The sequence below is a fragment of the Microbacterium testaceum genome, assembly GCF_001476655.1.
GTDB classification, from domain to species: Bacteria; Actinomycetota; Actinomycetes; order Actinomycetales; family Microbacteriaceae; genus Microbacterium; species Microbacterium testaceum_C.
This window is the reverse complement of the sequence record NZ_LDRT01000005.1, coordinates 40,978-67,706: the sequence shown is the minus strand read 5'-3', so window position 1 is coordinate 67,706 and position 26,729 is coordinate 40,978. Positions and strand designations below refer to the sequence as shown.

General features: G+C 69.4%; 28 protein-coding genes and 1 pseudogene. 4 read left to right on the top strand and 25 right to left on the bottom strand.

The genetic code is table 11. The features are described from left to right. Positions 1 to 86: 86 nt before the first annotated feature. The gene (locus NS220_RS01080; RefSeq protein WP_058622264.1) at positions 87 to 1,256 is read left to right on the top strand and encodes an acyl-CoA dehydrogenase family protein; all 1,170 of its coding nucleotides are present in this window, start codon (positions 87 to 89) and stop codon (positions 1,254 to 1,256) included. An 8-nt stretch (positions 1,257 to 1,264) separates the two neighbouring features. Here the strand turns inward: NS220_RS01080 and NS220_RS01075 are convergent, their stop codons facing one another. Continuing rightward, positions 1,265 to 2,065, bottom strand: a complete 801-nt coding sequence (locus NS220_RS01075) for an MOSC domain-containing protein (protein WP_058622263.1) — start codon at positions 2,063 to 2,065, stop codon at positions 1,265 to 1,267. 60 nt (positions 2,066 to 2,125) lie between these two features. Between NS220_RS01075 and NS220_RS19930 the strand changes: the two genes are divergently transcribed. Beyond that, positions 2,126 to 2,287, top strand: a complete 162-nt coding sequence (locus NS220_RS19930) for a hypothetical protein (protein WP_193755234.1) — start codon at positions 2,126 to 2,128, stop codon at positions 2,285 to 2,287. 22 nt (positions 2,288 to 2,309) lie between these two features. Here NS220_RS19930 and NS220_RS01070 read toward each other — a convergent pair whose 3' ends face one another. The 17 genes and pseudogenes from NS220_RS01070 to NS220_RS20755 form a co-directional block, all read right to left on the bottom strand. Then, the gene (locus NS220_RS01070) at positions 2,310 to 3,098 is read right to left on the bottom strand and encodes a methyltransferase domain-containing protein (RefSeq protein WP_081322917.1); all 789 of its coding nucleotides are present in this window, start codon (positions 3,096 to 3,098) and stop codon (positions 2,310 to 2,312) included. A gap of 23 nt (positions 3,099 to 3,121) precedes the next feature. Next, positions 3,122 to 4,882 (bottom strand): 2-isopropylmalate synthase, encoded by a 1,761-nt coding sequence (gene leuA, locus NS220_RS01065; RefSeq protein WP_058622262.1) that lies wholly within the window; start codon positions 4,880 to 4,882, stop codon positions 3,122 to 3,124. Positions 4,883 to 5,053: 171 nt separating this feature from the next. After that, positions 5,054 to 5,641: a GNAT family N-acetyltransferase gene (locus tag NS220_RS01060; protein WP_058622261.1), complete on the bottom strand. Its 588-nt coding sequence runs from the start codon at positions 5,639 to 5,641 to the stop codon at positions 5,054 to 5,056. Beyond that, the gene (locus tag NS220_RS01055; protein ID WP_058622266.1) at positions 5,638 to 6,585 is read right to left on the bottom strand and encodes a quinone oxidoreductase family protein; all 948 of its coding nucleotides are present in this window, start codon (positions 6,583 to 6,585) and stop codon (positions 5,638 to 5,640) included. Before NS220_RS01055 ends, NS220_RS01060 begins: the two co-directional genes overlap by 4 nt. Positions 6,586 to 6,620: 35 nt before the next feature. Next, on the bottom strand, positions 6,621 to 7,514 hold the full coding sequence (gene era / locus NS220_RS01050) for a GTPase Era (RefSeq protein ID WP_058622260.1): 894 nt from the start codon (positions 7,512 to 7,514) through the stop codon (positions 6,621 to 6,623). Further along, positions 7,511 to 8,815: a hemolysin family protein gene (locus tag NS220_RS01045; RefSeq protein WP_058622259.1), complete on the bottom strand. Its 1,305-nt coding sequence runs from the start codon at positions 8,813 to 8,815 to the stop codon at positions 7,511 to 7,513. The genes era and NS220_RS01045 overlap by 4 nt, the downstream gene beginning before the upstream one ends. Next, entirely contained in the window at positions 8,812 to 9,279 is a 468-nt protein-coding gene (gene ybeY / locus NS220_RS01040) for an rRNA maturation RNase YbeY (RefSeq protein ID WP_058622258.1), read from the bottom strand. Before ybeY ends, NS220_RS01045 begins: the two co-directional genes overlap by 4 nt. Next, positions 9,276 to 10,301, bottom strand: coding sequence for a PhoH family protein (locus NS220_RS01035; protein ID WP_242864484.1), 1,026 nt, complete (start codon positions 10,299 to 10,301; stop codon positions 9,276 to 9,278). Before NS220_RS01035 ends, ybeY begins: the two co-directional genes overlap by 4 nt. Positions 10,302 to 10,350: 49 nt before the next feature. Continuing rightward, the gene (locus tag NS220_RS01030) at positions 10,351 to 10,698 is read right to left on the bottom strand and encodes an HIT domain-containing protein (RefSeq protein ID WP_058622256.1); all 348 of its coding nucleotides are present in this window, start codon (positions 10,696 to 10,698) and stop codon (positions 10,351 to 10,353) included. A gap of 57 nt (positions 10,699 to 10,755) precedes the next feature. After that, on the bottom strand, positions 10,756 to 11,490 hold the full coding sequence (locus NS220_RS01025; RefSeq protein ID WP_058622255.1) for a 16S rRNA (uracil(1498)-N(3))-methyltransferase: 735 nt from the start codon (positions 11,488 to 11,490) through the stop codon (positions 10,756 to 10,758). A gap of 2 nt (positions 11,491 to 11,492) precedes the next feature. Beyond that, positions 11,493 to 12,614, bottom strand: coding sequence for a molecular chaperone DnaJ (gene dnaJ, locus NS220_RS01020; protein ID WP_058622254.1), 1,122 nt, complete (start codon positions 12,612 to 12,614; stop codon positions 11,493 to 11,495). Positions 12,615 to 12,675: 61 nt separating this feature from the next. Continuing rightward, the gene (gene hrcA, locus NS220_RS01015; RefSeq protein WP_058622253.1) at positions 12,676 to 13,716 is read right to left on the bottom strand and encodes a heat-inducible transcriptional repressor HrcA; all 1,041 of its coding nucleotides are present in this window, start codon (positions 13,714 to 13,716) and stop codon (positions 12,676 to 12,678) included. A gap of 297 nt (positions 13,717 to 14,013) precedes the next feature. Further along, entirely contained in the window at positions 14,014 to 15,231 is a 1,218-nt protein-coding gene (gene hemW / locus NS220_RS01010) for a radical SAM family heme chaperone HemW (RefSeq protein WP_058622252.1), read from the bottom strand. Further along, the gene (locus NS220_RS01005) at positions 15,231 to 15,875 is read right to left on the bottom strand and encodes a DUF1990 family protein (protein WP_058622251.1); all 645 of its coding nucleotides are present in this window, start codon (positions 15,873 to 15,875) and stop codon (positions 15,231 to 15,233) included. The genes hemW and NS220_RS01005 overlap by 1 nt, the downstream gene beginning before the upstream one ends. 22 nt (positions 15,876 to 15,897) lie before the next feature. Next, positions 15,898 to 17,742 carry a translation elongation factor 4 gene (gene lepA, locus NS220_RS01000; protein WP_058622250.1) on the bottom strand — a complete coding sequence of 615 codons (1,845 nt, stop codon included), beginning with the start codon at positions 17,740 to 17,742 and terminating at the stop codon, positions 15,898 to 15,900. Between the two features lie 29 nt (positions 17,743 to 17,771). Continuing rightward, positions 17,772 to 18,248 carry a pyridoxal phosphate-dependent aminotransferase gene (locus NS220_RS20490; protein ID WP_058622249.1) on the bottom strand — a complete coding sequence of 159 codons (477 nt, stop codon included), beginning with the start codon at positions 18,246 to 18,248 and terminating at the stop codon, positions 17,772 to 17,774. A gap of 106 nt (positions 18,249 to 18,354) precedes the next feature. Next, positions 18,355 to 18,552: pseudogene (locus tag NS220_RS20755) on the bottom strand (pyridoxal phosphate-dependent aminotransferase); the annotation flags it as partial. Between the two features lie 142 nt (positions 18,553 to 18,694). Between NS220_RS20755 and NS220_RS00985 the strand changes: the two are divergent. After that, on the top strand, positions 18,695 to 19,417 hold the full coding sequence (locus NS220_RS00985) for an alpha/beta fold hydrolase (RefSeq protein ID WP_058622247.1): 723 nt from the start codon (positions 18,695 to 18,697) through the stop codon (positions 19,415 to 19,417). A 118-nt stretch (positions 19,418 to 19,535) separates the two neighbouring features. Next, positions 19,536 to 19,796, top strand: a complete 261-nt coding sequence (gene rpsT / locus NS220_RS00980) for a 30S ribosomal protein S20 (protein WP_013586458.1) — start codon at positions 19,536 to 19,538, stop codon at positions 19,794 to 19,796. Between the two features lie 354 nt (positions 19,797 to 20,150). On the opposite strand, the gene holA is transcribed toward rpsT, so the two are convergent. The 7 genes from holA to NS220_RS00955 form a co-directional block, all read right to left on the bottom strand. Continuing rightward, entirely contained in the window at positions 20,151 to 21,188 is a 1,038-nt protein-coding gene (gene holA, locus NS220_RS00975) for a DNA polymerase III subunit delta (RefSeq protein WP_058622246.1), read from the bottom strand. A gap of 64 nt (positions 21,189 to 21,252) precedes the next feature. Next, a complete protein-coding gene (locus NS220_RS00970) occupies positions 21,253 to 21,600 on the bottom strand; it encodes a hypothetical protein (RefSeq protein WP_058622245.1) in 348 nt (115 codons plus the stop codon). 387 nt (positions 21,601 to 21,987) lie between these two features. Continuing rightward, positions 21,988 to 22,470, bottom strand: coding sequence for a DUF4265 domain-containing protein (locus NS220_RS19090; protein WP_193755233.1), 483 nt, complete (start codon positions 22,468 to 22,470; stop codon positions 21,988 to 21,990). Between the two features lie 150 nt (positions 22,471 to 22,620). After that, positions 22,621 to 23,172, bottom strand: coding sequence for a hypothetical protein (locus NS220_RS19535; protein WP_153004095.1), 552 nt, complete (start codon positions 23,170 to 23,172; stop codon positions 22,621 to 22,623). Then, complete coding sequence (locus NS220_RS00965; RefSeq protein ID WP_058622244.1) at positions 23,169 to 23,402, bottom strand: hypothetical protein; 234 nt, start codon at positions 23,400 to 23,402, stop codon at positions 23,169 to 23,171. Before NS220_RS00965 ends, NS220_RS19535 begins: the two co-directional genes overlap by 4 nt. A 340-nt stretch (positions 23,403 to 23,742) precedes the next feature. After that, positions 23,743 to 26,106 (bottom strand): ComEC/Rec2 family competence protein, encoded by a 2,364-nt coding sequence (locus NS220_RS00960; RefSeq protein ID WP_058622243.1) that lies wholly within the window; start codon positions 26,104 to 26,106, stop codon positions 23,743 to 23,745. Continuing rightward, the gene (locus NS220_RS00955; protein WP_058622242.1) at positions 26,103 to 26,720 is read right to left on the bottom strand and encodes a ComEA family DNA-binding protein; all 618 of its coding nucleotides are present in this window, start codon (positions 26,718 to 26,720) and stop codon (positions 26,103 to 26,105) included. The genes NS220_RS00960 and NS220_RS00955 overlap by 4 nt, the downstream gene beginning before the upstream one ends. Positions 26,721 to 26,729 lie beyond the last annotated feature (9 nt).

Here is a 26,729-nt window from a genome sequence, read left to right as displayed (position 1 = left end):
CCCGGTGCCCCCTCCGCTCCCCCGCGTCTCGGCGAACACACCGCCGAGGTGCTCTCCTGGCTCGACGACACCCCCGAGGAACACCGATGATCCCCGATCTGCTCGACTTCGACGACCTGCTCGAGCCCGAGGAACGCGAGACGCGGGACCGCGTCCGGGCGTTCGTCGACGCGCACGTGCGCCCGTTCATCGCCGACTGGTACGACCGCGCGTACTTCCCGACGGAGCTGATCCCCGGCCTCGCCGAGCTGGGCGTCTTCGGCATGCACCTGTCCGGCTACGGGTGCGCCGGCCGCAGCGCGGTCGAATACGGGCTCGCGGCGATGGAGCTCGAGGCCGGGGACTCGGGACTGCGCACGCTCGTGTCGGTTCAGGGCTCGCTCGCGATGACCGCGATCCACCTGCACGGCAGCGAGGAGCAGAAGCAGACGTGGCTTCCTCGCATGGCGCGCGGCGAGGCCATCGGGTGCTTCGGTCTCACCGAGCCGGGGTCGGGCTCCGACCCCGCGAGTATGACGACGCGCGCGCGGCAGGACGGCGACGCGTGGGTGCTCGACGGGGCGAAGAGGTGGATCGGGCTCGCATCCCTCGCCGACCTCGCGGTCATCTGGGCGCGCACCGACGAGGGCGTCCGCGGATTCCTCGTGCCCACCGACACGCCGGGATTCGTCGCCACCCCCATCGCGCCGAAGATGTCGATGCGGGCTTCGATCCAGTGCGACATCACGCTGACCGACGTACGGGTGCCGATCGACGCCGTCCTGCCGCTCGCGCGCGGACTCGGCGCTCCCTTCGCGTGCCTGAACAACGCGCGCTACGGCATCGGGTGGGGCGTCATCGGCGCCGCACGCGACAGCTACGCCACGGCCCTGGCCTACGCCGGAGAGCGCCGGCAGTTCGGGCAGCCCATCGCGGCTTTCCAACTCACGCAGCAGAAGCTCGTCGACATGGCCGTCGAGATCGAGAGGGCGCAGCTCGTCGCGCTCCGGCTCGGGCGGTTGAAGGATGCCGGTCGGCTCCAGCCGCACCAGATCTCGGTCGCGAAGCTCGCGAACACGCGCGCGGCGATCGCCGTCGCGCGAGAGGCACGCACGATCCTCGGGGGAAACGGCGTCACCGCGGAGTTCTCGCCGATGCGGCACGCGGCCAACCTCGAGTCGGTGCGGACCTACGAGGGCACGGACGAGATCCACACGCTCGTGCTCGGGGCGCACCTGACCGGGATCCCGGCGTTCCGCGCGGCGGACCCGAGCTGAGCCGGCGCTCACTCGCTCTCGACGCGCACCTCGTCGCCCTCGCGGATGACCCCGCCGCCCTCGGCGGGGAGGAGCAGGATGCCGAGCGTCGCCTCGTCCTGCCCGAACTGACGGGTCAGCACGCCGAGGAGTCGCGCGTCGCGCTCTCCCGTGTCGGGGTTCGCCATGATCGCGGCGCACCGCCCGATCGGACGCTGCACGTCGAAGACGACGTCGCCGATGCGCACCCGCCCGTGCCAGTCGAGCTCGGCCCAGGGGGCGGTGCCGGTGACGATGATGTTCGAGCGGAAACGGCGATCGTCCACGGGGGCGGAGACCGCGGCATCCACCGCTCCCACCGAGGCGGAACCGTGCAACGAGACGAATCCGCGGGCACGGTCCTGGAAGCGTGACGTGCGGCCGTCGCCGATGAGACGCAGGGGCAGCGCGCCTTCTCGCTCGAGCGCCGTGGCCTCGGGAGTCGTCCCGACGTAGGCGGTGATGGCTTCTTCGAGCTCAGCGCGGCCGGCGTCGTCGATCGTGGCCTCGGCGAGGAGGCGCCCCTCGGCCCGAAGGGCCAGGCGCTGAGCCTCGGCGTCGTACGTCGCGGACACCCGGGCGAGCGACGGGAAATCCATGAGAGCCAGGCCCCCGCTCTTCGGCCACGCGTCGAGTCCGTCGTCGTCGACGGGCTCGACGGCGTCCGCGAAACGGAAGGCGAGGACGCGGTCCCCACGAATCCGGCCGTCGTCCTGCACGACCAGGTGATCCTGCCGCTCCGGGGTGAAGCCTTTGACGGGATGACGGTACAGCGCGGAGACGGTGATCATGCCGTCATCCTCTCAGGCCGCGGCATCCGGACCGCTCGGAGGCGGGAGGATCGCGCGGACGTGCTCCTCGCGCCGGGCTGGGTGCGCACCGACATGGGCGGTGCGGCCGCCGGGTTGGAGATCCACGAAGCCATTCCCCCGCTGGTCGACACCGTCGAGGCGCAGCGCGCAACGCCGGGCCTGCGGTACCTCGACCGGCACGGGGCGACCGTGCCGTGGTGATGAAGACGCCCCGTGCCGATCGTCAGGCCCGCGCGAGCATCTCGCCGTGCGGCATCAGGAACCACCCGTCGGGGTCGGCCGCCCACTCGCGCCACGCGTCCGAGATGCGCTGCAGCAGCGCGTCGTCGGCGAGACCGAGTCGCCGAGCGTGTCCGGCGAACGCCGAGGCGAGGACGCGATCCGCCCACATCCCGCCCCACCAGGCGCGCTTGTCGTCGGTGTCGAAGACCCAGACGCTCGCGCTCGCCTCGATGCGCGTGAACCCGGCCTCGCGGGCCCAGGCCTTGAGGCGTCGACCGGCGTCGGGCTCCCCCGACACTCCGCGGTGCACGCTGTGATAGATCTCGAGCCACTCGTCCAGAGCGGGGATCCGCGGATGCCAGATCACGCCGCCGTAGTCCACGTCCCGTGCCGCGACCAGACCCTCGGGGCCCGCGACGCGGCGGAACTCCCGTAGCGCGTCCACCGGTCGCGCGAGGTGCTGCAGCGTCTGGTGCGCGTGCACGATGTCGAAGGACGCATCGGGGACGTCGAGCGCGTAGGCATCGCCGACACGGAAGCTGACGTCGGTGCGGTCCCCGGCCGCGGCACGCGCGACCTCGACGACGTCAGCGGCGGCATCCACTCCGACGACCCGACCCGGGAAGACCCGGTCGGCGAGGTCGACGGTGATGGTGCCGGGACCGGCGCCCACATCCAGGATGCGGGCGCCGGCGAACAGCGAGGACACCAGGTAGGCCGCCGAATCGGCGACGGTCCGTGCGGCGTGGGAACGCAGCACGCTCTCGTGGTGTCCGTGGGCGTACGCCACGGCCGTGTCTCTCGGGCGCGGTGTCAGACGCCGGCCAGCTCGCCGCTGGTCTGACGGGTACGGATCGCGCGGTTCACTCCGGACACGATCGCCTTGAGCGACGCGGTCGAGATGTCGTTGTCGATGCCCACGCCCCACAGGCGCTGGTCGTCGACCTGCAGCTCGATGTACGCGGCCGCCTGAGCGTCTCCGCCGGAGCTCAGGGCGTGCTCGACGTAGTCGTAGAGCGTGACGTCGAAGCCCTGAGCGCGAACGATCTCGAGGAACGCCGCGACCGGACCGTTGCCCACGGCCGAGGCCGGCTGGGCGGCGTCGCCGTCGCGCAGGGTGACGTCGAGGTGCACGTCGCCCGACATGTCGCTCGACGAGCGCGTCGACAGCAGCTCGAATCGGCCCCAGCGCTGGTCGTCGTCCTTCGACGGCAGGTACTCGTCGGTGAAGATGTCCCAGATCTGGTCGCTGGAGACTTCACCGCCCTCGGCGTCGGTGCGGGCCTGCACGACGCCGGAGAACTCGATCTGGAGCTTGCGCGGCAGATCGATCGCGTGATCGGCCTTCAGCAGGTAGGCGACGCCGCCCTTGCCCGACTGCGAGTTCACGCGGATGACGGCCTCGTACGAGCGGCCCAGGTCCTTCGGGTCGATCGGCAGGTACGGAACCGCCCACTCGATCTGGTCGACGGTCGTCCCCTCGGCGGCCGCACGGGCCTCCATCGCCTCGAAGCCCTTCTTGATGGCATCCTGATGCGAACCGCTGAAGGCGGTGAACACCAGGTCCCCGGCCCAGGGGCTGCGCTCGGGGACGGGCAGCTGGTTGCAGTACTCGACGGTGCGCTTGACCTGGTCGATGTCGCTGAAGTCGATCTGCGGGTCGATGCCCTGCGTCAGCAGGTTCACGCCCAGGGCGACGAGGTCGACGTTGCCGGTGCGCTCCCCGTTGCCGAACAGGCATCCCTCGATGCGGTCGGCGCCGGCCATGTAGCCCAGCTCCGCGGCGGCCACGGCGGTGCCGCGGTCGTTGTGGGGGTGCAGCGACAGGATGACGTTCTCGCGGTGGTTCAGGTGGCGCGACATCCACTCGATCGAGTCGGCGTAGACGTTCGGCGTGGCCATCTCGACGGTGGCGGGCAGGTTCAGGATGACCTTGCGCTCGGGCGTCGGCTGGAAGACCTCGAGCACCTCGTTGCAGATGCGCAGGGCGAATTCGAGCTCGGTCCCCGTGTAGCTCTCGGGCGAGTACTCGTAGTAGACGTCGGTCTCGGGGACGGTGGCCTCGTACTTCTTGCACAGGCGTGCGCCCTCGAGGGCGATGTCGACGATGCCCTGCTGGTCGGTGCGGAAGACGACCTCGCGCTGCAGCACGGACGTCGAGTTGTACAGGTGCACGATCGCCTGCTTCGCGCCGGCGATGGCTTCATAGGTGCGGGCGATCAGGTGCTCCCGCGCCTGCGTCAGCACCTGGATGGTGACGTCTTCGGGGATCAGGTTCTCGTCGATCAGCTGGCGGACGAAGTCGAAGTCGGTCTGACTCGCCGACGGGAAGCCGACCTCGATCTCCTTGTAGCCCATCTTCACCAGCAGGTCGAACATCACCCGCTTGCGTTCGGGGCTCATCGGGTCGATGAGGGCCTGGTTGCCGTCGCGCAGGTCGACCGCGCACCAGCGCGGGGCTCCCTCGATGCGCTTGCTCGGCCACGTGCGGTCGGGCAGGTCGACCCGGATCTGCTCGTGGAACGGACGGTACTTGTGCACCGGAGCGGACGTGGGCTTCTGCGTGTTCTTCATGGTGTGTCGCTTCTCTTGTTCGTGGTTCCCGCCCCGCGAAGGGCATCAGGAGGGGCCGACGACGAGCTCCGCGACGAGGATGGCCCTAGATCGAGGACTCGTCGCGGCAGCTAAGAAGAAGCAGACCACCGAAGCGCATTCTGTGATCGTACCAGCCTCGCGCGGACCGATTCACTTCCCTGTCACCCATTCGCGCGAGAGGATGCCGTAGTCGATCTCGTCGCTCCAGCGCCCCTTGAACCAGAGGTTCTCGACGAGGTGCGCCTCGCGGCGCATCCCGACCCGTTCGGCCAGGGCGAGCGACCGCGCGTTCTGCGCGTCGATGCGGGCGACCAGGCGCCGAAGCCCGTAGACGCCGAAAGCCGTGTCGATCAGGGCGCGCACCGCCTCGGTCGCGAGGCCTCGACCGGATGCCGCCGGGCTCACCACCCACCCGATCTCCGCCGAACCCGCGTCGGGATCGAGGTGGAACACCACCAGGTCGCCGATGACCGTCCCGTCGGAGCGGTCCTCGATGACGAGAACGATTCCGCCGCGTTCGCCATCGAGGCGGGTGCCCCCGAAGAGGTGACCGATCCGGGCGCGGATGTCATCCGGCGTCTGCGGTTCGAACGGCAGGAAGCGGCACACCTCGGCGTCGCCGCGATAGCGCACCATCGCGCTGAGGTCGCCGTCGACGACCGGACGCAACCGTACGCGCTCGCGCACCACGTCGAGTCGCTCCGGTTCGGGCGGGAGGACGAACGGCGACACGGTCATGGGATCAGCGCGACCTTGCCTCCGGGATGCCCGGTCATGACGAATCGAACGGCCTCGACGGCCTCCGCGAGCGGATAGGAGCGGGAGAGCGGGACCTCGAGGACACCGGATGCCGCGAGCTCGAGCACGCGTGACCGGGCGATGTCGCGGAACCGGGCGCTCTCGGGACGGGCGCCGGCGATCCAGAGGAAGCCGTCGCTCTTCGCCCGCTCGGGGTTGACGATCGTCACGATCCGGTCGCGCTCCGCCACGAGGGCGAGAGACACGTCGAGTGCTTCGTCGGTGCCGACCGCGTCCCACACGGCGACGATCGGCACCCCCTCGGCGACGGCTTCCACGCGCTCACGGAGGCCGTGGCCGTACGCGACGGGGATGCCACCGTATCGGCGGACACGCTCGGCGGAGTCGACGGCATCCGGACCCACCGTCCCGATCACGCGCACACCGAGTTCGCGCGCCTGTTGGAGCAGGCTCACCCCCACGGCGCCTGAGGCGGCGTGGAGGAGGACGGTGTCCCCGGCGGAGACCCGGGTGACCTGGATCATCTCGGCGGCGGTGGTGCCGGCCAGCAGAAGGTTCGCCGCCTCGGGGTGGGAGAGCGCCGCGGGCTTGGCGAACACGTCGCGCGCGGGCACGGTGATCTCGGTGGCGTATGCCCCCTGGACGCGGAACGCGACCACCTCATCGCCGACGGCGAGCTCGCCCGACCCGCCGAGGGCATCGGGGCCGACGGCGAGGATCTCACCCGAGAGCTCGTACCCGATGGGCACCGGGAACGTCGCGCCGGGGCGCGCCTGGGCGACGTGCTTGGCATCGGCGGGATTGACCCCCGCGGCATGGACGCGAATCGTCACCTCCCCCGTACCGGGAGGGGCGGGGTCGACCTCGTCGAAACTCCACGTATCGATCGGCCCCGGGGCCGGGGCCGTCCACCTCTTCGCCATGATCGTGCCTTTCGTCGAGAGGGTGCCCGACCCGATCAGAAGCCGAGCCGGCCGAGCTGCTTCGCGTCGCGCTGCCACTCTTTCGCGACCCGGACGTGAAGTGACAGGTACACGCGGGTGCCCACGAGCGGTTCGATGCCCGCGCGCGCCCGCGCTCCGACGTCGGCGAGACGCGAGCCCTTGCGACCGATGATGATCGCCTTCTGGCTGTCGCGTTCGACGATGATGTTGGCCCAGACGTCGGTGAGGTCGCTGCCCTCGCGCGGGGCGACGTCGTCGATGGTGACCGCGATCGAGTGCGGCAACTCGTCACGCACGCCGTGCAGAGCGGCTTCGCGGATGATCTCGGCGATGCGGTCCTCGAGGGTCTCGTCGGTGGTGATGTCGGCGTCGTACAGGGCCGGTCCCTCGGGCATGAGGGCGAGCAGCTCGTCGCTCAGGACGTCGAGCTGATCGTTGGTCACGGCGGAGAGCGGGATGACGGCCGCCCAGTCCTCGCGGAGGGAGTCGACCTCGACGAGCCGCTCGGCGATCTGGTCGCGGGTCGCGGCATCCGTCTTGGTCACGAGGGCGACCTTCTTCGCGCGCGGGTAGCCCGACAGCGACTCCGCGATGCGGCGGTCGCCGGGCCCGACCTTCTCGGTCGCGGGCGCGCAGAACGCGATCACGTCGACGTCGCCCAGCACCTGCTCGACGAGGTCGTTCAGACGCTGGCCGAGAAGCGTCCGAGGGCGGTGGATGCCGGGGGTGTCGACGACCACCAGCTGACCGCCGGGACGGTTGACGATGCCGCGGATCGCGCGTCGGGTGGTCTGCGGTTTGTCGCTCGTGATGGCGACCTTCTCGCCCACGAGGGCGTTCGTCAGGGTCGATTTGCCGACGTTGGGTCGCCCCACGAAGGTGACGAAGCCGGATCGGGTGTCGCTCATCTGTCGTTCCTCTCGCGCGCGGTCTCCGCGTCGGTGTCGTCGTCGCCTGTCTCGGCCCGCTCCACGATGACCGTCGCGATGCCGCGGTTGCGGCCCCGTGACGCTCCGCCGGTCATCACGAGACCGGAGTGCTCGGCCGTGGCACCGGGGTGCGGGATGCGTCCGAGGGCCTTGCCCAGCAGGCCGCCGATCGAGTCGACGTCTTCGTCGTCGAGCTCGAGGCCGAACAGGTCGCCCACCTCGTCGAGTCCCAGCCGCGCGTTCACCCGGTAGCGACCGTCGTCGAGCGCCACGACCTCGGTGGAGGGGGCGTCGTATTCGTCGGAGATCTCGCCGACGAGCTCTTCGATGAGGTCTTCGAGCGTGACCAGGCCGGAGATGCCGCCGTACTCGTCGACGGCGAGGCACACGTGGACCGCGTCGCGCTTCATCTGCTGCAGGAGCGTCTCGGCCTTCATCGACTCCGGGACGAACACGGCCGGGCGGGCGATGCGGCGGATCGGCGCGTCGCGCCAGCCCGCCTCGTCGCGGAAGCCGAACTGCACGAGGTCTTTCAGATAGAGCATGCCGACGACGTCGTCGGCTTCGTCGTCGGCGAGAGGAACGCGCGAGACGCCCTTCTCGAGGAACAGGGCGAGTGCCTCGCGCGAGGTGGCGGTGGCATCCACCGTCACCATGTCGGTGCGCGGAACCATGACCTCGCGGACGTAGCGGTCGGTGAAGTCGAAGACGGAGTGGATGAGCTCGCGGTCGTCTTGCTCGATGAGTTCGTTCTCGGCCGCCTCGTCGATGATGCTGAGCAGCTGTTCCTCGGAGGCGAACGACGTGGATTGCGACAGGCCCGGGGTGACCCGGTTACCGACCGAGACGAGACCGTGCGCCAAGGGCCCGAGGATGATGCGCATCCCGCGGATGAGGGGCGCACCGCCGCGGAGCAGTCCCCGCGCGTGCTGGCGGCCGACCGAACGGGGGCTCGCGCCCACCGCGACGAAAGAGATCCCCGTCATGAGGACGGCGGCTGCGGCCACGGCCAACCAGATGTTGTCGAACAGCAGCACGAACGCCGCGGTCACGAGGACGGCAGCCGTGGTCTCGGCGAGCACCCGGATGAAGCCCACGGCCGTCACGTGCGCGTTCGGATCGTCGGCGATGCGCTGAAGGGCGCGCGCGTTGCGGCCCGAGGCGCCCAGCTCCGCGAGGTCGGTGCGCGAGGTGACACCGAGCGCCGCTTCGGAAGCAGCCATCAGGCCGCCGAAGGCGACGAGCAGAAGCGCTGCGACGAGGAGGAGGGCCTCGGTCATGCGCGGCGGCGGCGCTCGACGGCCTGGAAGCCGGTGATGAGCTCGCGCTGCAGGCCGAACATCTCGCGCTCTTCGTCGGGCTCGGCGTGGTCGAATCCGAGCAGGTGGAGGAGACCGTGCGTGGTGAGCAGGATCAGTTCGTCTTGGGTCGAGTGCTTCGCGGTCACCGCCTGCGCCTCGGCGACGGAGGGGCAGAGCACGATGTCGCCGAGGAGACCCGCGGGGGTCGGTGCGTCTTCCGAACCCGGCCGGAGCTCGTCCATCGGGAAGCTCAGGACGTCGGTGGGACCGGGCTCGTCCATCCACTGCACGTGCAGCGATTCCATCGCACCCTCGTCGACGAGCACGATCGCCACGTCGGCGTCGGCGCTCACGTGGAGCTCGGCGAGGTTGTACTCCATCAGTCGGAGCAGGACCTGCTCGTCGATGTCGTAGCCGGATTCGTTGTTGATCTCGATCGTCATGAGCGGTTTCGTCTCGGGAGGTGATCGCGGGGACCCGCGGCCCGGGGGCCGCGTCGCTCCGCACGGTTGGCGAACTCGGTGGCTTCGTCGCGCTCTCGACGCGCGACCAGCCGCTTCTCGTCGTACTCGCTGTAGGCGTCGACGATCCGGCCCACGAGCGTGTGACGCACGACATCGTCGCTCGTCAGGTAGGAGAAGTGGATGTCGTCGACGTTGCTCAGCACCCGTGTCACCAGGCGAAGACCCGACGCCCCCTGCGGAAGGTCGATCTGCGTGATGTCGCCGGTGACGACCATGCGCGTCCCGAAGCCGAGACGGGTGAGGAACATCTTCATCTGCTCGGGCGTGGTGTTCTGCGCCTCGTCGAGAACGACGAACGAGTCGTTCAACGTGCGACCGCGCATGTACGCCAGCGGTGCGACCTCGATGGTTCCCGTCGCCATGAGCTTGGGGACGATCTCGGGATCCATCATCTCGTTGAGCGCGTCGTAGAGCGGGCGCAGGTACGGGTCGATCTTGTCGGTCAGCGTGCCCGGCAGGAACCCCAGGCGCTCCCCCGCCTCGACAGCAGGACGCGTGAGGATGATGCGGCTGACCTCTTTGCGCTGCAGCGCCTGCACGGCCTTGGCCATCGCGAGGTAGGTCTTGCCGGTACCGGCGGGACCGATGCCGAAGACGATCGTGCTCTCGTCGATCGCGTCGACGTACGCCTTCTGCCCGGCGGTCTTGGGCCGGATGACCTTGCCGCGCGACGAGAGGATCGCCTCGCCCATCACCTCGGACGGCCGCGGACCGCCCTCGGAGCGCAGCATGCGGTTCGAGCTCGACACGTCGGAGGGGTCGAGCCCCTGGCCGGAGCGGGTCATCGCCAGCAGCTCGTCGAGCAGTCCGCGCGCCGCGCGTACGGCGGCCGGAGCGCCGGAAAGAGTGACCTCGTTGCCGCGCACATGCACGTCGACGTCGGGGTGCTCCTTCTCGATCACCCGCAGGAGACGATCCTGCGGGCCGAGGAGCTGCACCATGGCGACGCCGTCGACCTCGATGCGGTCGACGACGTTCTCTTCGGGGGAATCAGCCACCCAGGCTCTTTTCGTTCAGGCCGCCCGCGAGGACGTGGGCGTGCACATGGAAGACCGTCTGACCGGCTCCCTCGCCGGTGTTGAAGACGAGACGGAAGTCACCGTCGGAGTGCTCCGCGGCCACGGTGTTGGCCAGACCGATGACCTCGGTGAGCAGATCGGGGTCGCCCGCCGCAAGTTCGACGACATTGCGGTACTGCGCCGTCTTCGGAATGACCAGCAGATGCACCGGGGCTTGCGGGGCGATGTCGCGGATCGCGAAGACGTTCTCCGTCTCGGCCACGATCTCGGCCGGGATCTCGCCCTGCAGGATGCGCGTGAAGATGGAGGGTTCGCTCATGGCATCCAGTCTATCGACGGGCTCCGACACGGGAGGCGGGTTGCGCGGGGCGGCCGCTCACCAGCGTCCGTGCGCGGCGGACAGCACCGAGATCGCCGCCGCCCCGGCGGTGGATGTGCGCAGCACCGTGTCGCCGAGGCGGACCAGGCGCGCTCCGGCCCCCTCGAGCGCCGAGAGTTCGTCGGGGGTGATCCCGCCCTCGGGGCCGACCACCAGCACGACGTCGCGACCGTCGGACGCCTCCGCCGCCGTGGCGGTGAGACGGGCGGATGCCGACGGCTCGAGCACCAGCACCCGCGACGTCGCGGCGAGCCGGACGAGATCTGCCGTCCGCACCAGCGCGTCGACTTCGGGGATCCAGGCGCGATGCGCCTGCTTGGCGGCCTCGCGCACGATCGTCCGCCAGCGGGCGAGGCCTTTCTCGGCCTTGGCATCCCACCGGGACACGCAGCGATTCGCCTGCCAGGGCATGATCGCGTCGACGCCGAGTTCGGTCGCCGCCTGGATGGCGAGCTCGTCGCGATCGCCCTTGGCAAGGGCCTGGACGAGCACGAAGCGCGGACTCGGGGCAGGCACGTCGTCGCGGCCGGTGATGCGGACGTCGACCTGCTGGGGCGACGCGGCGATCACGAGGCCCGCGAGCCACGCGCCGCGCCCATCGCCGAGGGTCACCGCCTCATCGACGCGCACTCGACGCACCGTGGACGCGTGATGCGCCTCGGAACCTCGGAGGGTGACGACGTCGCCGGGCTCCGCGGATGCCGCCTCGTCGGTGACGAAATGCAGAGCCACGATCAGTGCCGGAAGCGATCGCGGAACTTCGCGAACATGCCCTGCTGGTGCTCGGCGAGGCGGGGCTGGGGAGCCTTCGTCCGCTTCGCGAACTCCTCGATGAGGGCGCGCTCCTTGTGATCGAGGCGGGTCGGGGTGACCACCTGCACGCCGACCTTCAGGTCGCCGCGCTGGCTTCCGCGCAGGGGCGTGATGCCACGATTCTTGATCGTCAGCACGTCGCCGGACTGGACTCCGGGACGCACCTCGAGGTCGACGCTGCCGTCGAGCGACTGGATCGTCGTGGTCGTGCCGAGAATGGCATCCGGCATCGAAACCTCCAGGGTCGCGAGCAGGTCGTCGCCCTCGCGGCTGAAGGCCTCGTGCGCCTCGACGGTGACCTCGATGTAGAGATCGCCGTTGGGGCCTCCGGCGGGACCGACCTCGCCCGAGCCGGGGAGCTGCAGACGCAGGCCCGACTCGACCCCGGCGGGGATGTCGACCGAGACGGTGCGACGCGCGCGCACGCGGCCCTGACCCTGGCAGGTGTTGCAGGGGTACGGGATGGTCGTGCCGTGGCCCTGGCAGACGTTGCAGGGCTGGCTGGTCACGACGTTGCCGAGGAGGCTGCGGACCGTGCGCTGCACGTGCCCCGAGCCGTGGCAGATGTCGCACGTGACCTCGCTCGTGCCCGGCGCGGTGCAGGCGCCCTGACAGGTCTCGCACAGCACCGCCGTGTCGACCTCGAGGTCGCGGTGCACCCCGAACACGACGTCGCCGAGCGAGAGGGTCACGCGCACGAGGGCGTCCTGACCGCGCTCACGCCGCGAACGGGGTCGCGGTCCGCGTCCGCCGCCGCCCTGAGCCCCGCCGAAGAACGTCTCGAAGATGTCGCTGAAGCCGCCGAAGCCGCCCGCTCCCCCGCCCCCGAACGGATTCTGGTCGCCGCCCATGTCGTACCGGCGGCGCTGCTCGGGGTCGCTCAGCACGTCGTAGGCGTGCGTGACGAGCTTGAAGCGCTCGGACGCTTCTTCGCCCGGGTTCACATCGGGGTGCAGTTGGCGCGCCAGGCGTCGGTACGCCTTCTTGATGTCTTCGGGGCTGGCGTCGCGCTCGACGCCCAGGACCTCGTAGTGGTCAGCCACAATCGCCTTCCTGTCCGCTTGCGCGGGGTCGTTCTCGGTGGGGTGCTCGTCGTGCTCGGTGTCAGCGAGCGCCGTCGTCGTCTTCGAGCATCCGGGTCAGATAGTGCGCGACGGCGCGGACCGCCGCGAGGTTGGAGGAGTAGTCCATGCGCGTCGGGCCGAGCAGACCGACGCGGGCACCGCCCGTCGACCCGTCGTAGCGGCTGGCGAGGACCGACGCCTCGACGAGGCCGAAGGGCTCGTTCTCGCGGCCGATACTGGCCGAGAGGCCCTTGTCGTCCGCGACCATCTCGCTCATGAGACGCAGCAGGGTCACCTGCTCCTCGATCGCCTCGAGGAGCGGGTAGATGCTGCCGCGGAAGTCGTGCTCGCGTTTCGCGAGGGTCGCGGCCCCCGCCATCACCAGGCGATCCTGGCGGAATTCCTCGAGCTCTTCGCCCACGACGCGCAGTACCGCGTCGGCGATCGCGTCGAGCACCACGCCGGGGCGCGGCCCGTCGGCGAGGGCGTCGGCGACCCGCTGGACGCAGTCGGCGACGCTGCGGCCGACCAGGATCGCGCCCACCCGCGCGCGCAGCTGCACGATCTCGGTCTCGCCGGGTTCTGCCGGGGCGAACGAGATGCGCTGCGACACGCGACCGGTGTCGGTGACGAGGATGACGAGAACGCGCGGCCCGCCGAGGGCGACGAGTTCGACATGCGAGACGTTGGCGCGCGCGAACGACGGGTACTGCACGATCGCGACCTGGCCGGTCAGCTGCGTAAGGGCTCGCACCGTTCGGGCGAGGAGGTCGTCGAGATCGCCGGCCTCGTCGAGGAAAGACGTGATGGCGCTGCGCTGGGCACTCGAGAGCGGGCGCAGCTCGGCGAGGTGATCGACGAAGACGCGATAGCCCTTGTCGGTCGGGACGCGCCCCGACGAGGTGTGCGGGGCGACGATGAGCTCTTCGTCTTCGAGCAGGGCCATGTCGTTGCGGATGGTGGCCGCAGACACCCCGAAGGCATGGCGGTCCACGATGGCCTTGCTGCCGACGGGCTCGCGCGTGTCGACGTAGTCCTGCACGATCGCGCGGAGCACCTGAAGGCCGCGTTCCGACACCATGAGCTGCTCCTCCCGTCTGGCACTCGACTCGACTGAGTGCCAATTCTACGACGATCACCGCGGCCGGTGCGTCGAGCGGCTCGCGGGGTTGAGGGTGCACGCGCCCCGTCTCCCCTCGAGAAACGCCTTCCGATGCGAGACACGGTGCGTCGCGGCGTGTCTCGCAAGGATCACCGTTTATCGCTGATGGGGGCCAGGGGCCACGGTGCGTCGCGGCGTGTCTCGCAAGGATCACCGTTTATCGCTGATGGGGGCCGGGGGCCACGGTGCGTCGCGGGCGGGCGATGTCCGCGCCCCTCAGGCCGTCAGCGCGCGCACCACGGCATCCGCCAGGAGGCGACCGCGCCGCGTCAGGACGATGCGTCCGCGCACGGCATCCGGACCCTCCACGAGACCGTCGGCGATGAGGGATGCCACGGCCTTGCGGCCCTCGCCGAGCAGCTCGGAGACCGCGAGACCCTCGCGGATCCGGCTGCGCAGGAGCACCGACTCGAGGCGCCGGGCCGTCTCGTCGGGCCGTTCCCGCGCCGCGGCCGGCGACTCCTCGGCGGCGAGCCGCTGCGCGTACGCCGCGGGATGCTTCACGTTCCACCAGCGGAGGCCGGCCACGTGACTGTGCGCCCCCGGGCCGAAGCCCCACCAGTCGGTGCCCCGCCAATACGCGAGGTTGTGGCGCGAGCGGTGCTCGACACCCCGCGACCAGTTCGACACCTCGTACCAGTCGTACCCGGCGTCGGCGAGGAGCTCGTCGGCCAACTCGTACATGTCGGCCTGGAGATCGTCGGAGGGCTCGGCGACCGCGCCCGAGCGGATCTGCCGCGCGAGCTTCGTGCCGTCCTCGACGATGAGCGCGTACGCCGAGATGTGGTCCGGCGCGAGCACGGCCGCCGCCTCGAGGGACGCGCGCCAGTCGTCGAGCGACTCCCCCGGTGCCCCGTAGATGAGGTCGAGCGAGACGTCGAGTCCCGCGCCCCGCGCGGCGGCGACCGCGGTGGCGACGTTGGCCGGATCGTGGGTGCGGTCGAGAGCGGCGAGGACGTGCGGCCGCGCCGACTGCATCCCGATCGACACGCGCGTGACGCCGGCCGCAGCGAGCGTCTCCATGACCGCGTCGTCGACGGTGTCGGGGTTGGCCTCGACCGTGACCTCGGCCCCGTCCGCGATCCCGAACTCCGCGCGCACCGCGTCGAGCATCCGCGCGAGGTCTCCCGGGGGGAGAAGCGTCGGCGTTCCGCCCCCGAAGAAGACGGTGGATGCCACGCGGCGGCCGCCCGCGGCATCCATTACCGTTCCCGCCAGACGCACCTCGGCGGCGAGGGTGTCGGCGAAGTCGTCCTGGCGCGCGCCGCGGAGCTCGCTCGCGGTGTAGGTGTTGAAGTCGCAGTAGCCGCACCGTACGCGGCAGAACGGGACGTGCAGGTAGACCCCGAAATCGGTCGACGGGTCGATGGTGAGGTCGGCGGGCAGATGTCCGTCGGTGGGAGCCGGGTCTCCGAGGGGAAGAGGCCCGCCCATCAGGACGTGTAGAGCGGGGAGATCGCGCGCAGATACTGCGAGAAGAGAGCGCGCCGACGACGGCGGAGGCGGCTCGCGAACAGCCGGTACGACGGCACGGTCGGGCGGTCGAAGGCACGGACGACGAACCACACCTCGTCGTTGTCGCGCCACTCGACGACGAAGAGCTCCTCGCCGCTGACGATCGAGTGTCCGACGGTGCCGAGGATGAAGCCGACCCGGCGCGGCTCCTCGAAGACCGAGATCACGCGCAGCTCGGCGTCGGCGCGGTGCCCGTCGACCTTGCCGTGCAGGCGCACGCCCGCGCCCGGGCTGACGAACGGCGTGCCGTCGGCGGCGAAGCGCTGCTCGGGCTCGAGGCTGCTGGGGGCGACCGGGGCGCCTTCCGCGTCGAAGCCGACGCCCGAGTACCCGCCTCCGGATGCCGGCCGCACATCGCTGATGCTCAGGTCGCCCGAGCGCAGCGGCGCCCACGACAGCAGCAGCTCGCTCGCCGCGGCGAAGCGCTCCTCGCCGCTGCCGATACGCCAGGCGTCCTCGGCCGGCACGGAATGCTCCGGCGGATACTGCATGAGGTCGGGCGCCTGCGTGGCGCCGACCGCCGCGTAGTCGACCGTGTCGTCGGTGAAGTTCTGCCGTCGCATGATCTCCCTCTCGATTCGGTCGCTACTTCTTCGCCTCGACGTCTCCCGACAGGGCGGCGATGAACGCCTCCTGGGGGACCTCGACGCGGCCCACCATCTTCATGCGCTTCTTGCCCTCTTTCTGCTTCTCGAGGAGCTTGCGCTTTCGGGTGATGTCGCCGCCGTAGCACTTGGCCAGAACGTCCTTGCGGATCGCTCGGATGGTCTCGCGCGCGATGATGCGCGCACCGATCGCGGCCTGGATGGGCACCTCGAACTGCTGGCGCGGGATCAGCTTGCGCAGCCGCTCGGCCATGAGGGTGCCGTAGGCGTACGCCTTCTCGCGGTGCACGATCGAACTGAACGCGTCGACCTTCTCGCCCTGGAGCAGGATGTCGACCTTCACCAGATCGGCGGTCTGCTGGCCGGCGGGTTCGTAGTCGAGGCTCGCGTAGCCCTGAGTGCGCGACTTCAGGTGGTCGAAGAAGTCGAACACGATCTCGCCGAGCGGCATGTGGTAGCGCAGCTCGACGCGGTCTTCGCTGAGGTACTCCATGCCGAGCAGAGTGCCGCGGCGGGACTGGCAGAGCTCCATGACGGTGCCCACGTAGTCCTTCGGGAGCAGGATGCCGACCTTGACGATCGGCTCCGACACCGAGGCGACGCGACCGTCGGGGTACTCGCTGGGGTTGGTGACTGAGACCGTCTCGCCGTTGTCGGTGGTGACCTCGTACGTCACCGACGGCGCGGTCGTGATGAGGTCGAGACCGAACTCGCGGGACAGGCGCTCGGTGATGATCTCGAGGTGCAGGAGGCCGAGGAAGCCGGCACGGAAGCCGAAGCCGAGGGCGACCGAGGTCTCGGGCTCGTACTGCAGCGAGGCGTCGGAGAGCTTGAGCTTATCGAGGGCTTCGCGCAGCTCTGCGTAGTCACTGCCGTCGATCGGGTAGATACCCGAGAAGACCATGGGCTTGGGATCCGTGTAGCCGGCGAGGGCCTCGGTGGCGGGCTTGCGGTGCGTGGTGATCGTGTCGCCGACCTTCGACTGCCGCACGTCCTTCACGCCGGTGATGAGGTACCCGACCTCGCCGACGCCGAGCCCCTTGGTGGGGATCGGCTCGGGGCTGGAGACACCGATCTCGAGCGCTTCGTGCGTCGCGCCGGTCGACATCATCTGCAGACGCTCGCGCGGCTGCAGGGATCCGTCGATCATGCGGACGTACGTGACCACGCCGCGGTAGGCGTCGTAGACCGAGTCGAAGATCATCGCGCGTGCCGGGGCGTCGGCCTGGCCGACGGGCGCGGGGATCTTCTCGACGATGAGATCGAGCAGCTCCTCGACGCCCATGCCGGTCTTGCCGCTCACGCGCAGCACGTCTTCGGGCTTGCCGCCGATGAGGCCGGCGAGCTCGGCTGCGTACTTGTCGGGGTCGGCCGCGGGGAGGTCGATCTTGTTGAGCACCGGGATGATCGTCAGATCGTTCTCGAGCGCGAGGTACAGGTTGGCCAGCGTCTGGGCCTCGATGCCCTGCGCCGCGTCGACGAGGAGGATCGCGCCCTCGCACGCGGCGAGCGAGCGGCTGACCTCGTACGTGAAGTCGACGTGACCGGGCGTGTCGATCATGTTGAGGGCGAACGTGCCGTCGGCGGTGGACCACGGCATCCGCACCGCCTGGGACTTGATCGTGATGCCGCGCTCGCGCTCGATGTCCATGCGGTCGAGGTATTGCGCGCGCATATCGCGGTCGCTGACGACGCCGGTGATCTGCAGCATGCGGTCGGCCAACGTCGACTTGCCGTGGTCGATGTGAGCGATGATGCAGAAGTTGCGGATCTGCTCCGGCGGAGTGGCAGACGGCTCGAGGGGCTTCAGGGCGCGCGGTGACATGTTCCGTCGATTCTACGGGAGGCCTTGCCTCACGACGGGCGCGAGGGCGCCGGCAGCGCCGACAGCCCGCGTCGCAGGGCTTCCCACGGGCTCGCTGCGCAGATGCGGATCCAGCCCTCCCCGCCGTCCCCGAACGCGGATCCCGGCGCGACGGCGACGCCCTTCTCGATGAGGAATCGCTCCGCCCACCCGGCGACATCGCCCCGCGAGGCGTGCGAGACGTCCACCCACAGGTAGAACGCGCCGGTCGGCGGGAGGTACGCGATGCCGCGTTCGTCGAGGAGCGCGCAGCTCGCCCGCAGGCGCTCCCGGTAGACCTCGCGCGCGTCGCGCACGGAGTCCTGTGGGCCGGTGAGAGCGTCGAGAGCCGCATGCTGCGCCGGGGTGTTGACGCAGCTCGTGGTGGCTTCCTGGATCTTCCCGAGCACCTCGTCCACACCCGGGGGCGTCACGAGCCACCCGACGCGGGCACCGGTGAGGGCGTACGTTTTGGAGACGGAGTGCACCGTGAGCGTGCGGTCGGCGGCGCCCGGGAGGGTCGCGACGGAGACGTGCGAGGACCTCGTCGCCCTCGCCGAGCGCGAGGAGGATCGCGTGCGAGAGCGCCTGGGTGCCCCCGTTCGTGACGTGGACGCGGTCGGTGTCGACGAGGAGCTGGTTCTCGCGCCGAAGCTTGTCGACGATCGCCTCTCGCAGCTCGACGACGCCGGCGTTGGCGGTGTATCGCACATCGGCGGCCGTCCATGTGTCGGTGCCGGCCGCGAGGGTGTGCGGCGGCGCTTCGGCGACCGGTTCCCCGACCGCGAGCATCACGGTGTCCGGACGCCGCAGAGCGAGCTCGAAGATTCGACGGATCCCCGACGCGGGCATCCCCGAGGAGCGAGACGAGGGCTCATGCTAGGCACCGCGGATTTCGTGCCGGTCACGGGCCGCTTTTCGTAGATTGGATGCCATGACGGTCCAGGTCGTGCTCGTGCACGGCATCCGCACGTCGGCGACGATGTGGCGATCCCAGGTCGCGTATCTGGAAGAACGCGGCACCCCCGTGACCGCCGTCGATCTGCCCGGACACGGAAGCCGCCGGGGCGAGGAGTTCACGCTCGACGAGGCGTTCGCGACGATCGATCGGGCGGTTCAGGATGCCGCCGCCTGCGGCCCCGTGCTTCTGGTCGGGCATTCGATGGGCGGGCTGTTGTCGATCGAGTACGTCGGGCGCGAGGAGCCGCCGCCGGTCGCGGCGTTCATCGCCGCGTCCTGCACCTCGATCCCCCGCGGGATCGGGCTCGCGGCGTACCGGTTCCTCGCGCGGCGGTTCGACAGCCTCCCCGATCGGGGTCTCGGCCTGACCAACCGCGTGCTGGATCGGACGCTGCCGCCCGAGACCCGGCCGGACTTCGGCGCGGGTGGGTACGCGTTCGACGCCCAGGACACGGCGCTGGCGTCGCTGTCGGTGCTCGACCTGTTGGCATCCGTTCGTCGGATCCGCGTGCCGCTGTGGTTCATCAACGGGCAGTGGGACCAGCTGCGCGTGAACGAGAGGCTGTTCGTCGCGCTCGCCCCTCATGCGGAGCTCATCGTCGTGCCGAGGACCACTCACCTCGTCACCGCCATGCGACCGCGGGTGTTCAACGCGCTGCTGGAGGTGGCGCTCACCACGATCGAGGCGGCGACCTGATAGAATCGGTCCTTGGCTTGCGTGTGGGGTTTTTCCCGACCTCCACGACCGCCGGTGCAGCGTCCCTCTACCGCTCGCCCGGCACTTCCAACACTCACTCAAACGAAAGACCGATGACGTGGCGAACATCAAGTCGCAGATCAAGCGCAACAAGACCAACGAGAAGGCGCACGAGCGCAACAAGGCCGTCAAGAGCGAGCTGAAGACGCACGTGCGTCGCACCAAGGAAGCCGTCCTGGCCGGTGACAAGGAAGCCGCCGTCAAGGCGCTCGCCACCGCGACCAAGAAGCTCGACAAGGCCGTGAGCAAGGGTGTCATCCACCAGAACCAGGCCGCGAACCGCAAGTCGGCCATCGCGAAGTCGGTCGCCGCTCTCTGAGCCGCCGAACCTCGACAGCCCGTCCCGCATCAGCGGGGCGGGCTTCGTCGTTTCCGGGGGTCATGCGCGGTGCGGCACCCGGCGGTGCGCCGTGCCGGTGGCGGGAGGAGATTCGGTGAAGGGAGAATGCGCGCGCGATCGGCTGTCCTCCTGGGAGCGGGTCTCCTGCCGTCGCGGGGTTCGACCGGCGCGTCGTGGTGGCCGGCGGACGGTGTGGGAACCGAAGGCGGCAACACGGTGGGCCGGGCGTGAGCGGTTCCCGCGTCGGGCCGGGGCCGCGACGCTCAGGAACCGAAGGCGGCAAAGCGGTGGGCGGGGCGTGGGCGGTCCCCGCGTCGGGTCGGGCCGCGACGCTCAGGAACCGTAGGGCGCGCGCGTCGCGATGATCGTGATCATCCGTTCGAGCGCGAAGACGGGATCGCGAGACGCGCCCTTCACTTCGGCGTCGGCGCGCGCGGTCGCGTGGATCGCTCGGCCGAGACTCGCGGCGGTCCAGCCCACGAGGTCGCGGCGGGCGCGGTCGACCTGCCAGTCCTTCATACCCAGACGCTGCGCGAGCTGCGACGATGGCTCGCGCGTACCGGCCACGCGGGCCATCGTGCGCAGTTTCATCGCGACCGCGGCGACGAGGGGGACGGGATCGGCTCCGGATGCCAGAGCGTGACGCAGTGCGAGGAGCGCGGGGCCGTACTGGCCGGCGATCGCGGTGTCGGCCACCGTGAACGCGGAGGTCTCGACGCGGCCCCCGTAGTACCGCTCGACGGTGCGTTCGTCGATGTCGCCCGGGACGTCGGCGATGAGCTGCTGGCAGGCCGCCGCGAGTTCGGTGAGATCGTCGGCGAAGGCAGACACGAGCGACCGCAGCGCGACGGGCGCGATGCGCTTTCCGGCCGCCTTGAACTCGCCGACGGCGAAGTCGAAGCGATCGGAGTCGCGCTTGATCGCGGGGCACGCGATCTCGATGCCGCTCCCCTGTCCCGCGCGAATCGCGTCGAGGAGCTTCTTGCCGCGCACGCTCGCGCCGGTGTGGCGGAGTACGACCGTCGCGCCGTCCTGCGGCTGAGCGAGGTACGACACGGCTTCGCTGAGGAAGGTGTCGCTGCACTTCTCGACACCTCCGACGCGGACGAGACGCGGCTCGCCGAACAGGGATGGCGAGGTGACGGCCAACAGCGTTCCCGCGGCGTAGTCGTCGGCGCGTACGTCGGTGACCTCGAGGCTCGGGTCTTCGCTCTTGAGGAACTCCCGGATGCCCGCGGTCGCGCGCTCCGCGCAGACCTCTTCGGGTCCCGAGACGAGAACGATCGGCGCGGGCTGCGGCGTACGCCACGACACCTGCGGGATGGCCGTTTTGGCCTTCGCCGGAGCGGAGCGTCGGGGAGCCGGGGTCACCTCTCCAGCCTACCGACCGGGTCCGACATCGCGGTTCGTGGCCGACGAGGCATCGGCCCGGTCGTCACCCTGGGGGCCGCGCGCGCCACAGGGTGAGATCGCCCTGACTCATGCTGACGGCGAGGTCTCCGTCGGTGTCCGTTCGCCCCACCACGACGCCGAGCGCGGCCATCGTCGACAGGAGTGTGGCGGGGCGGTGCCCGTAGCGGTCGTCTGCTCCGACGTCGATCATTCCGACGATGGGATGCAGACGCCGGTAGAGCTCCGGATCCTGGTCGGCGCTGCCGTGGTGCGAGATTTCCACCACATCGATCCGCGGCGCCTCGACCCGACGAAGGAGGGCCGCCCGCGCGTCCTTGCGCCTCACGACAGCCCGCACCGACGTCCAATTGCTCGCCGAAGCGACCGACATCCGTGGCGCGTACGCCTCCCGTTCACTCGCCGCCAAGAGAATCATCGCTCGTAACGTGGTGCAGGTAACTCTGCACACGGGGAATCAAGCGGGTACCAGAAGGCTCCAGTTAGCGCTCGACCAAAGTGAGACTCGGTGGCCGGTCGATCGATCGGGAACAGCGTCGCCACGACTGACGCCGCATGGATACGCGCCACATTGCCCTGGTGCTCTTTCTCGGCTCTCTGGTCCGACGCCCAACCGAGCGTTGATTCGATCTGACCCTTCAATGTATCGAATACTTGCCGCGCAGAGTCACAAATCTACGGGGACGAGGCGATCATCGCCCGGTCTACTTGCCGTGCGGCCGCCCATCTTTACATTCTCGAAGAAGGCCGGGATGGCTTGTCAGACCCTGCCTGTCTCGTAATGAAGAAGTCCTCTTTGTTGGCACTCCATAAGCCACGTGGCAATCGCGTCCGCTTGCTTCAGATTTGGCGCATCTATGGACATGAGGCCAGCGGAATACCATTCGAGTAGGGCTTCAAATTTGTTCAACTCGGCCATGATCGATTCGCGCCACCCATACTGCTTTTCTTCCAGCAGCACCCGAAAGACGTAGTGCCCAGATGGCTCAAGGACCCTCTGAAAATGATAATTTGGCGCCAAGATAATGTCGCCTAACGCGACGTTGTAGAGATAGAAGGGAATGCAGCAAACCTCAAACTTGTCGTCGCCTAGCTCTCTGCGCCAAATTTGCTCTGAATTGTTCTCCTCTTCTAGGAGTGCTTGAACTAAGGCGTCCGATTTATGCCACCAGGCGGGTAATTCGTGTGTTCGGAATATCATTATCTCCATCCGAGTCAGTTGGGCCACCACGGTGGACGCCATGGGCCGTTGTACCCGGGGGGGCTTACCCGGGAACTGACGCGCACCGCCAGGGTTGGACCGGCGTCGCGATAAAACTGATGCTCGCATCACCCAGCTACGCGGGACTTCGCAGCCACAATGGCCAGATCGCCGGCGCCGCCATCTGGCCGGCTACTGCTTCTGGCCGATTTGCAGGAGCTTGGTCGCCTGGTCGACGATTGCCACGAAGTGGTCAGGTCGCACCGGTAGCTGGCGAACCACGCGAGTAGCGTAGGTGACGAGTGGGGCGGATATGTTCATTTCCATTCGAACTTTAGGAATGTTATCGAAACCCATGATCACCGGGTGCTGATAGGAGATATCAATCTTCCTTCCAGTAAAGAATTCCCAATGCAGGTTTGGGTGTCGGTATATGATCATCTCCCCCATAAAGGCAGACAAATCTTGGATCACCGAGTACCAGAGGTTCTCAAGCTTGTCGGGGTCTCGTTCGCACCTTTCGACGTTTTGAATGAACCAATCGTTGACATTCTGAAGATCCCCTTCGATGAAATCTAAGGCAATGCCGTTTCGCTTCAGGAGGCCTTTCAATTCTGTGACGCGTGTGTTTCTTTCTTTCATGAAGTGCTCGAAGGAAATTTTTGCTTCTTTTCGACTCAAGGAGCTCAGGGGGCCTTCGAACGGGGGCCAATCGGGCTTATAGTTCGTCCAGTCGACGGTCATTCAAACATCCTCACTGTGATGCCCGACTCCTCCAGGAGCGATCTCAGCGCCGGGCTGGGACCGCCGCGGCCGGTTACCTCTCTGGTCGAGAACCACCACTCGACGCTATAAACGCGCCGGTCAGAGCGCGCCAGCAGCTCGACGTTCTTGGCGATTTGGGTCCGAATGGCCTTGGTGGCAGACGTGTATCCCACCATAGACTCGATCGCAATACCGTCCGTGGTGAGCACGTCGATCCTCCGCCAGCCTAGTGTCGTCTCCAGGCCCTCTCGTGGCGATCTGCGCCAGCACCCACCGCAGTCGCGATTTTGTCCGACGCTGCATCTCCAGGTGCTTTGTTCGCAGCAATCGTCGAGCCAGCCTTGGAACCTGGTCCGGCAGCCGCAAGGGCGTTTGCAGCCCCATCTACCGCCGCCGTACGCTCTCCGGTCGCGGCGGCCGAGGCGAATGCACTCCCGACAGCGCCGGATGCGGGTTTGGTGAGGAGTCCGACTGCTCCCCCGAGCGCCCCACGCGCGGCTCCCAAGAGGGTTGCGGTCAGCGCGCCTTCTGCGGTCTCAGCCCCAGAAGTCAACTGGTAGGTCGCCGCCGCGGCCCCGGCGCCGACAGCGAGGGAAATACCTCACCACCAGTCAGTACTTTCGCGGGCCGCGCGCGCCATAGCGTGAGCTGGCCGTCGGCCATGGTGACGGCGAGGTCGCCATCCGTATCGGTTCGCCCCACGACGACGCCGAGCGCGGCCATCGTCGACAGGAGCGTGGCGGTGGGGTGCCCATAGCGGTTCTGCGCCCCCACGCCGATCAGCCCGACGACCGGATGCAGCCGGCGGTAGAGCTCTGGATCCTGATCGGCGCTGCCGTGGTGCGACACCTTCACCACATCGACCTTCGGCACCTCGACCCGCCGGATGAGAGCGGCCTGCGCGTCTTCGCCCAGGTCGCCGAGAAGCACTGTGCGCGGGAAGTCCGCACCGACCACGTCGAGGGCGACGCTGGCACCGTTGCCGGGCTCGTCGCGCGGCGCCGGCCCGAGAGCCTGCCAGCGGGTATCCCCCACCATTCCCGTCGTCCCGGTCGTCGCCTGCTGCAGCTCGGCACCCGCCGCGGCGAACCGGTCGAGCAGCCGCTGATCCTCGGGGACGTCGACGGGCCCGTGGACGACGAGTGCGGTTCGTCCGACGACGGCCGCCGATCCGCCGATGTGGTCGAGATCGAAGTGCGTGAGCACGACGACGTCGAGGTGTTCGACACCGAAGGTCTGGAGGCACTGCGCGAGTCGTTCCGGTTCGGGTCCGGTGTCGACGAGCGCCACCGCGCCGCCGGAGCGCCACAGCGTGGCGTCGCCCTGCCCCACATCGCACATGGCCACGTCCCACGTCGTCGGGACCGTGAGCGGCCCGGCGACGGTTCGCAGGGTCGTGTGGCCCGCGACCAGGCCGACCGTGACGGCGACGATCGCGGTCGACAGTGCGGTCACCCGTCTGACCCGGGTCGGTCTGATGAGGGCGACGGCCATCGACGCGCTGACGACCGTCAGCAGCGTCGCGCCGAACGCGCCGTCGGGCCACGGCAGGTTCTGTGCCCCGATGCCGCTCGTGGTGTGTGCCACCGCGGCGATCCAGGCCGCGGGTACCCAGGCGAGAGCGGAGAGTCCGTCGCGCAGCCACGGAAACGGGGCGATGCACGCCAGAACCCCCGCAATCGTCGCCGGTGCCGCTGCCGGGTCCGCCACGAGGTTGGCTGCGATGCCCAGCAGCGGGACGTGGGGATCGATCAGGACGACGAGGGGCCCGCACGCGAGCTGAGCGGCCGTCGGCACCGCCAACGCGAGGGCGAGGGCGCGTGGCATCCATCGCTCCAAACCGCGGGCGAGCGGTCGTGCGAGCAAGAGGAGCGCGGCGGTGGCCGCGGCGGAGAGGGCGAAGCCCAGCGACGTGGACAACCAGGGGTCGGCGATCAACAGCGACGTCACCGCGGCGGAGAGCACCGCCACTCCCGCCGCAGGACGCCCCAGGACGACAGCCAGGAGGGCGATCGCGGCCATGGTCGCGGCGCGCACGACACTGGGCTCGGGCGTCACCAACGCCACGAAGCCCGCGAGAACACCCGCGGCGCCGACGACGCGGAGCCACCGCGGAGCCCCCACCGCGGCCAAGAGGACGAAAGCGGCACCCACCACGAGCGCACAGTTTGCTCCGGAGACGGCCGTGAGGTGAGAGAGCGAGGAGGCGGTCATAGCCTCCTCCGTCGCCGGATCAAGGGTCGAGGTATCGCCCACCGCGAGTCCGGGCACGAGCCCCGCCCCGGGCTGCGGCAGGCCGCGGGTCGACGCGACAAGACCGTCGCGGAGCGCCTCGAACCACGCCCACATCCCCTCGGGCGGGGGCGCGTCGACGACCTCTTGTGCGCGCACGACGAGAATCGCCCTCTCGCCCGGGCTCGGCGGGATCGCGCGTCCCGTGAGGCGGATCTCGCTCCCGAGACCGGATGCCGCGACCGCGGCGCGACCGTTCGCATCCACGCCGACGCGCGTGGGGATCGTCCCGGTCACCGCCACGGGGCCCGCGGCCACGCGGGAGGCGATCGCGTCGAACCACGCGCCGCCCTCGGCGGACCCGGAGATGTGCCCGACCACGGTCAGGTCGACGTCGAGCCGGCGGCCGCCTTCGACCTGCAACGCCTCGACCTGTGCACGCACCGGAGCCGCAGCCGCGACGCTGCCACCCGCGGCGGCCGCGCACGCGAGGGCGACCGCCGCGATGCCGAGGGCCGGACGCCGACTCCTCACGAATGCCACCGCACAGAGGGCGGCGACCACAGCCGCAGCGACGGTCAGTCCGGAGAGATCCGGCACGGAGGTCGCGAACCCCGCGGCGGCCCAGGTCACGACCGCCACGGCGGCGGGACGGAGCGCTCGGCGCTGCACGGGTGTCACACCCGCACCAGATCGCGGAGCCCGTCGAGCATCTTCTCGCCGATCCCCGGGACCGAACCGAGATCGTCGACGCTCGTGAAGCGACCATTCTCTTTCCGCCACGCGATGATGCGGTCGGCGATCGCCGGCCCCACCCGCGGCAACGTGTCGAGTTGTTCTCTCGTGGCGGTGTTCAGATCGACGAGGCCACCCGCGGCTGTGGCGGTGCCCGTCCCCCCGTTGTCATCGGGTGTCGCACCGATCACGGGCACCACGATCTGCTCTCCGTCCGCAACGGGACGCGCGAGGTTCACCCCGGCTCGTTCGGCGTCGTCCGTGAAGCCGCCGGCGCGGGCCACGGCATCCGCGACCCTGTCTCCCGCGGCGAGACGGTAGAGGCCGGGGGCACGCACGGCACCCGCGATGTGAACGTACAAACCCGCCTCCGGAGGTGCGAGCGTGGTCCCGAGCGGTGAGGACGCGACGGACACCTGCTGCGAGCCGGACATCCCCCGCAGCATCCCGATCCCGATCGTGACCGCGAAGGCGATCAGCACCAGCACGATCACGGCACCCACGCCGAGCCGCCGGCGCGCGACGAGGGCGTCCGGTGGGGGTTCGCGGGTATCGGTCACGCGGCCACC